General features: G+C 70.9%; 7 protein-coding genes. 4 read left to right on the top strand and 3 right to left on the bottom strand.

Annotation, left to right across the window (positions count from 1 at the left end):
* A partial coding sequence (locus ACE3O1_RS14090; RefSeq protein WP_374316093.1) for an epoxide hydrolase family protein occupies positions 1-726 on the bottom strand: 726 nt, incomplete at its 3' end.
* 68 nt (positions 727-794) lie between these two features.
* Here ACE3O1_RS14090 and ACE3O1_RS14085 point away from each other — a divergent pair.
* Positions 795-1,757 carry a helix-turn-helix transcriptional regulator gene (locus ACE3O1_RS14085; protein WP_374316091.1) on the top strand — a complete coding sequence of 321 codons (963 nt, stop codon included), beginning with the start codon at positions 795-797 and terminating at the stop codon, positions 1,755-1,757.
* Here the strand turns inward: ACE3O1_RS14085 and ACE3O1_RS14080 are convergent.
* Positions 1,745-2,929 (bottom strand): acyltransferase family protein, encoded by a 1,185-nt coding sequence (locus tag ACE3O1_RS14080; protein WP_374316089.1) that lies wholly within the window; start codon positions 2,927-2,929, stop codon positions 1,745-1,747. The two genes, ACE3O1_RS14085 and ACE3O1_RS14080, sit on opposite strands and share 13 nt — an antisense overlap.
* A gap of 99 nt (positions 2,930-3,028) precedes the next feature.
* On the opposite strand from ACE3O1_RS14080, the gene ACE3O1_RS14075 reads away from it, so the two are divergent.
* The 3 genes from ACE3O1_RS14075 to ACE3O1_RS14065 all read left to right on the top strand — a co-directional run bounded on the left by ACE3O1_RS14075 (position 3,029) and on the right by ACE3O1_RS14065 (position 5,930).
* On the top strand, positions 3,029-3,910 hold the full coding sequence (locus ACE3O1_RS14075; protein WP_374316087.1) for an alpha/beta fold hydrolase: 882 nt from the start codon (positions 3,029-3,031) through the stop codon (positions 3,908-3,910).
* Between the two features lie 168 nt (positions 3,911-4,078).
* Positions 4,079-5,284 carry an LLM class flavin-dependent oxidoreductase gene (locus ACE3O1_RS14070; RefSeq protein WP_374316095.1) on the top strand — a complete coding sequence of 402 codons (1,206 nt, stop codon included), beginning with the start codon at positions 4,079-4,081 and terminating at the stop codon, positions 5,282-5,284.
* 1 nt (position 5,285) lies between these two features.
* Positions 5,286-5,930 (top strand): FMN reductase, encoded by a 645-nt coding sequence (locus ACE3O1_RS14065; protein WP_374316085.1) that lies wholly within the window; start codon positions 5,286-5,288, stop codon positions 5,928-5,930.
* 4 nt (positions 5,931-5,934) lie between these two features.
* Here ACE3O1_RS14065 and ACE3O1_RS14060 read toward each other — a convergent pair whose 3' ends face one another.
* Complete coding sequence (locus ACE3O1_RS14060; RefSeq protein ID WP_374316083.1) at positions 5,935-6,750, bottom strand: DNA/RNA non-specific endonuclease; 816 nt, start codon at positions 6,748-6,750, stop codon at positions 5,935-5,937.
* Between the last annotated feature and the right edge of the window lie 265 nt (positions 6,751-7,015).

Genomic DNA, 7,015 nt, shown 5'->3' with positions numbered 1-7,015 from the left:
GTTGTAGCCGCCGACCGACTGGAACCACTGCATGTGCTCGAGTCCGGCGTAGTCCTGCGGCTCGAGACGCTCGAACTCCGCCGGGTCGCCCGAGGGGAACGAGAACAGCTGGAGCACGTGGAGCCCGAGGAACCCGTCCGGGTCCATCAGACCGAGCTCGCGGGCGACGAGCGCGCCGTTGTCGCTGCCGTGGATGCCGTAGGAGTCGTAGCCGAGCCGGCGCATGAGCACGTCGTATGCGGCGGCGACGCGCGCGGTGGTCCACCCCGCTTCGGCGACCGGCTGGCTGAAGCCGAAGCCGGGTGCGTCGGGGATGACCACGTCGAACGCGTCCTCGGCACGGCCGCCGTGCGTGACCGGGTCCACGAGGGGGCCGATCACGTCGAGGTAGTCGACGAACGAGCCGGGGTAGGTGTGAGCGAGGAGGAGCGGCGTCGCGCCGGCATGCGGCGAGCGCACGTGGACGAAGTGGATGGTCTGCCCGTCGATCTCGGTGACGAAATGCGGGTGCGCGTTCATCCTCTCCTCGGCGGCGCGCCAGTCGAACCCGTCGGACCAGCGGTCGACGGCTTCGCGCAGGTAGGTGTTCGGGGTGCCCGACTGCCAGTCGTCGACGGGAGCGGGCTGGGGGAGCCGCGTGCGCGCGAGGCGGTCGCGGAGGTCGGTGACGTCGGCGTCGGAGACGTCGATGCGGAACGGGCGGATGGCGGTGGTTGCGGTGTTCATGTCTTCGACGCTACGGTCGAATCAGGAACACTTTCTTCCTATTATCCGAATCCGATCGGAGAATCCCCGTGGCCGGCACCTCGGCGCGCATGCTCGCACTCCTGGCGCTTCTCCAGACCCGCCGGGACTGGCCGGGCGCCGATCTCGCGGCTCGGCTGGGCGTCTCGACGCGAACCATCCGCAACGACGTCGAGCGGCTGCGGTCGCTCGGATATCCCGTCGATGCCACGAGGGGCCGCGCCGGTTCGTACCGGCTCGGCGCGGGGGGAAAGCTGCCCCCGCTCCTCCTCGACGACGACGAGGCCGTCGCCGTTGCCGTCGGGCTGCGGATGGCTACCGGAGTGAGCGGGATCGAGGATGCCGGAGCTCGCGCGCTCGCGAAGCTGCTGCAGGTGCTGCCTGCGCACCTGCGGCCCATGGTCGACGCCGTGGGCGGTGCACTGGATCACGCGCCCGAGGACACGGCGACCGACGCGCCCGATCCCGAGGTGGATCCGCGCACCCTCGGCGCAGTCGCCCAGGCGGTCCGCGACGCCGAGTGGCTGCGATTCGACTACCGCGGCGCCGTACGCCGGGTGGAGCCTTACCGCGTGCTCAGCTGGCAGCGCCGCTGGTACCTCGTGGCCCGCGATCCGGACAGCGCGGAGTGGGAGACGTTCCGCCTGGACTGGATGGAGCTGCGGATGCCGACCCGCCGGTCCTTCACCCCGCAGCCGATCGCGGGCGGCGACTACACCGCGTTCGCCCTTCGCTCCATCGCCGAGAGCGGCTGGAAGGTCCATGCGCGTCTGCGGATCGCCGCGCCGGCCGAAGCAGTGGTGGCGCGGATCAACCCCGCGGTGGGCGTGGTCGAGGCTGCCGGCGCAGACAGCTCGGTGCTCGTGACCGGAGCCGACAGCCTGGAGACCATCGCCGCCTACATCGGCATGCTCGGAATGGACTTCACCGTGGAGTCGCCCGACGCGCTGGTGCCGCACCTGCTGCACCTCGCCGACGTGTACACCCGCGCGGCCGGGCGTCAGCCGTTCTGACGAGGGTCGGGACGTGGGCGTGCCTGCACCTTGGGCTGCTCGCGCGGGCGGCGCGAGCCCGTCGGGTCGCTGCGCCGCCCCTCGCGGCCGGCGAGCGCCGGGTCGGTGAAGAGCCAGGACGGCCGCGGCTCGATGAGCGGACGGAAGACGCGGCGGACCGGTCTGGTGGCCAGCCCCAGTGCGATGAGGACCGATGCGACGACGACGATCGGCAGCCACAGCCAGGTCGGATCGAGATCGCGCAGCACCCCGGACTCCCGGAAGGGATACAGCACGAACGAGTGCAGCAGGTACACGTACATCGTGTACTGGCCGAAGTGGGTCCACCAGTGCGTGCTGCGGGGGAGGAGCGCGAAGAACGCCGCGCTGAGAACGAGCGCGACCACCATGAGCGCCAGACGCACGCCGCCCGCCCACCACATGGTGCCGCCGATCGCGGCGTAGTTGTCGTCGTAGAACAGCCACTCCCGCAGGTTCATCGCGCGCCAGTCGTCGACGAAGAACCATGCCGCCCATCCCGCGACGAGGAACAGGCCGATCGCCGACGCGAGCGCCCACCACGGACGCCGGCGCAGCAGGCCCAGCCGGTCGACGACGTCGTGCTCGCGCAGCCACCAGCCGAGCGTGAAGAACGGGAGGAGACCGAGCGTGCGCGACAGCGAGAAGGTCGAGTCGATGTTCGGGAGGTAGCCGGCGCCGATCGAGATCAGGACGGTCCACAGCAGCGGCCACCGCAGCAGCGCGAGGTAAGGGAGGACGAGCCGGAAGATGCCGAGTGCCAGCAGGAACCAGAGCGTCCACGACGGCTCGGTGAGGTTGGGATTGGCCCTGCCCTCGACGATCCACTTCGTGAGCGTCCAGAGGCCCTCGAAGATCACGTACGGGACGAGGATGTCGGTGATCACGCGGGCCATCTGGCGCCGATTGGGGGAGTCGGACTTCGAGAAATAGCCCGAGATGATCGCGAACGCGGGCATGTGGAAGGCATAGACGAGCAGGTAGAGACCGAGCGCGATGTCGGAGTCGTACGTGAGCCGCTGCACCGCGTGCCCGAGCACGACCAGGACGATGCACGCGAAGCGCGCGTTGTCCCAGAACGGCACGCGGCGCCTGGGCCGGGCGAGGGCACCGGTGGGTGTCGCCCCGGTCGCGGACGCGTCGCTGTCGGCCATGCTCATCCTCCCGCCGGGCGTCCACCAGACTATCCGGACGAGCCCGCGCGGGTCGGGCTGACGACGCGGTGCCGGGGCGGGCGATAGTCTGACCGCGTCATGACGACGATCGACGACGCCCTCGCCCGGGACCGCGCCATTCCGGACATCGACTGGAGGGTGTTCCCCGAAGGGACCGAGCGCGATCTGTTCGCCGCGCCCAGCGGTCCGCTCGCTCGCGTCAGCCTGGGGGACCGCAGCGCGCCGCGGGTGGTCCTGGTGTCGGGCGTGGCGGGCTCGAAGGAGGACTTCGTCCTGCTGTTCCCGCTGTTCGCGGCTGCCGGATACCGCGTGGAGGCGTTCGACCTCGCGGGCCACTACGGCTCCGTGGACGCCGGGCCGTGGAACCTGGACCCGCCCCGCGCGCACTACGACTATCCGCTGTTCGTGGACGATCTCCTCGCGATCCTCGAGGACGGGCGGACGCCCGCGCACGTGCTCGGGTACAGCTTCGCGGCGCTCCTGGCCGAGCTCGCGCTCGTCGAGCGACCCGAGCTGTTCGCCAGTCTCACGCTGATGTCGGCGCCGCCGGCGACGGGGCAGGTGTTCCGCGGGGTGAAGCACATCGGCCCGATCTCGGACATGTCGCCGCATCGCGCGGCCGGACTCATCCTGTGGGGCATCCGCTACAACCTCAATCGCACGCCGCCCGGTCGCATCGCCTTCGTGCGCGAGCGCATGGCCGTGACGCCACGCGCCTGCATCGACGACGTGGTGGGGCTGATGATGACGACCCCCGACATGACCGACGTGGTCGCCGCCGCGGGCATCCCGAAGCTCATCGCCGTAGGCGAGCAGGACCTGTGGCCCGCTGAGCAGCACGCCGCCTATGCCGCTCGCATCGGGGCGCGCGTGGCGACCTATCCCACCGGGCACGCACCGTGCGAGAGCGCGCCGCATCAGCTCGTGCGCGACATGCTCGCGCTCTTCGCGAGCGCGTGAGTCACCGGAGCGGCCGACGGCGCAGCACGCGGCATCCGCTCGGGAATAACCTTGGTGTGCACGCGTTACACGAGATACATTCATTTGCATAGATTCGTCCGGAGCGGAGACCCCGCCGGGACGCAGAAGCGGAGAGCGATCGTGAACGACAGCACCACGTGGGCGGGGATGCAGTTCGGCATCTTCACGGTGAGCGACATCACCGAAGACCCCACGAACGGGACGACCCCGAGCGAGGCGGAGAAGATCCGCGACGCGGTCACCGTGGCCAAGCACGCCGAGGACGTCGGCCTCGACGTCTTCGCGCTGGGCGAGCACCACAACCCGCCGTTCTGGTCGTCCTCTCCCACCACGACCCTCGCCTACATCGCCGCGCAGACCGAGCGTCTCGTGCTCTCGACGGCGACGACGCTCATCACCACGAACGATCCGGTGAAGATCGCCGAGGACTACGCGATGCTGCAGCACCTGTCGGGCGGCCGCGCCGACCTGATGATCGGGCGCGGCAACACCGGACCGGTGTATCCGTGGTTCGGCAAGGACATCCGTCAGGGCCTGCCCCTCGCGATCGAGAACTACAACCTCCTGCACCGTCTGTGGCGCGAGGATGTCGTGGACTGGGAGGGCCAGTTCCGCACGCCGCTGCAGGGCTTCACGTCGACGCCCCGCCCGCTGGACGGTGTCGCGCCCTTCGTGTGGCACGGCTCGATCCGCACCCCCGAGATCGCCGAGCAGGCCGCCTACTACGGCGACGGCTTCTTCGCGAACAACATCTTCTGGCCCAAGGAGCACTACCAGAGGCTCATCACGCTGTATCGCCAGCGCTACGCCCACTACGGGCACGGAACGCCCGAGCAGGCGATCGTGGGCCTGGGCGGCCAGGTGTTCATGGCTAAGAATTCCCAGGACGCCGTGAACGCGTTCCGGCCGTACTTCGACAACGCGCCCGTTTACGGGCACGGCCCGACCCTCGAGGACTTCAGCGAGATGACCCCGCTCACGGTGGGATCGCCGCAGCAGGTCATCGACCGGTACGCGGCGATGCGCGAGACGTACGGCGACTACCAGCGGCAGCTCTTCCTCATCGACCACGCCGGGCTGCCGCTCAAGACGGTTCTCGAGCAGCTCGACATCCTCGGCGGCGAGGTCGTGCCGGTGCTCCGCAAGGAGCTCCAGCGGGGCCGTCCGGCTGAGGTTCCGGATGCCCCGACCCACGCGAATCGCGTCGCCGCGGTCTACGGCGACGCCGCGCCGCGGCAGGCCGTGCCCGGCGCCAACCGAGGCGACAACCTCGTCGGCGGTTCGCCGTACCAGGATGCTCCGGTGAAGGCCGGCTCCGCGTTCGGCGCCGCCGCGACCCGGATGGGGGCCTGACATGGGAACGCGTCGCATCGCCGTCCTCTCGGCCGGACTCTCGAACCCGTCCTCGACCCGCATGCTCGCCGACAGGCTCGCCGCCGCCACCGCGAAGCAGCTGACCGAGCGCGACATCGAGGTGGAGGTCGACGTGTTCGAGCTGCGCGACTACGCGCACGACATCACGAACAATCTCTTGACGGGGTTCGCGCCGCCGGCGCTGGAGTCGATGATCAACGCGGTGGTGTCGGCCGACGCCGTGATCGCCGTGACGCCGATCTTCTCGACGAGCTACTCGGGGCTGTTCAAGTCGTTCATCGACGTGCTCGACCCCGACGCGCTCACCGGCAAGCCGGTGCTCATCGGTGCGAACGCCGGTACGGCGCGGCATTCGCTCGCGATCGACTACGCGATCCGGCCGCTGTTCACGTACCTGCACGCCGAGCCCGTCTCGACCGGCGTCTTCGCGGCGTCGAGCGACTGGGGAGCCTCCGGAGACCAGGTCGCGCCGCTCGGCGAGCGCGTGGAGCGCGGTGCCCGGGAGCTCGCCGAGGCCATCGCGCGCCGGGAGCCCGCCAAGAACGAGGACCCGTTCGACCCGGCGAACTACCTCGGCGAGGGGCGCTCGTTCGGCCACCTCCTCGGGGGACTCGCCGGCGAGTAGCCCGCTACCCCAGCACGACATCCTCCGGTGCGCGGAGGGGGCGCCATCCGCCCTCTCCGCGCACCGTCGTCTGCGGCAGGACGTCCGCCTCCACGAGCGGGCCGAGGTCGACGCCCGCGAGGGACTCGATGTCGGCGATCGGCACCTGGAACGTGCGGTACGCGCCCAGGCGCGGCACGGCCAGCGCCCCCTGGTGCACCTCGATCAGCTGCGACTGGTCGAGCAGGAAGCCGGCGGCCTCGAGCCGCGGGGTGACGGCGTCCGCCGGCGCCCACGCGGCGACCTTGTAGAACCGGCGGGGGATGCGCACACCGCGGTACTCGGGATCGTCCGGCGCGAGCACGGGCGCCGTGAAGACGCTGATGCGCTGGTCGGTGGCCTCGGCGTAGGCGAGGACATGATCCTCCAGGCCCAGCCACAGCTCCTTGGACTGGTTGAACCCGCCCGCCTGGGGCGCGGCGTTCGGGTAGAAGAACGTGGCCTCCGTCGCCGCGCGCGCCTCGGCGACGGTGCCCCAGCCCGGATCCCGCCGGCGCACGAGGTGCCCGCGGTCGAGGTCGTTGTCGGCGTACACGGCCGGACCGGTCTGCTCGGAGGCGGGCACCCTGTCGTCGAGCCGCCACTCCCCGGTGCGGGGGAGGTCGCGCAGCGCGGCCCCGTCGATGTTCACCGCCGTCGTGAGGGCCAACCGCCGCTCGGCGTGGAGCACGACGGTGAACCGCGGATAGGTCAGCTCCCGCGTCGGTCCGTCCCCGAGCGTCGTGGGGAGGGGCAGGGGGATGCCGAGGAACGCCTCGTCGTAACCGCTCGCTTCGCTCACCCGTCCATCCTGGCGTCTGCCGCCGACCTCCGCTCCGCCGCGCCGTTCTGCGGGCGCCGGGGCAGCGGGGTCGCGATGTGGCGCGGTGGAACAGACGCGGCGGGGCGGCGGGATGCTCCGGCCCGGCGCTACCGGAGCCGCCGGGCGAGCACGGCGTCGACGGCGACGCCGATGCCGACGGCGAGCACGATCGACACGACGACGGCGGCGACGGGCCCGCCAGGCAGGATCGCGGCGACCACGGCGCCGATGAACGCCTGATATC

Source organism: Microbacterium sp. (genome assembly GCF_041909575.1).
Classification (GTDB): Bacteria; Actinomycetota; Actinomycetes; order Actinomycetales; family Microbacteriaceae; genus Microbacterium.
The sequence above is the reverse complement of the archived record's forward strand: the minus strand, read 5'-3'. Positions and strand labels throughout refer to the sequence as shown.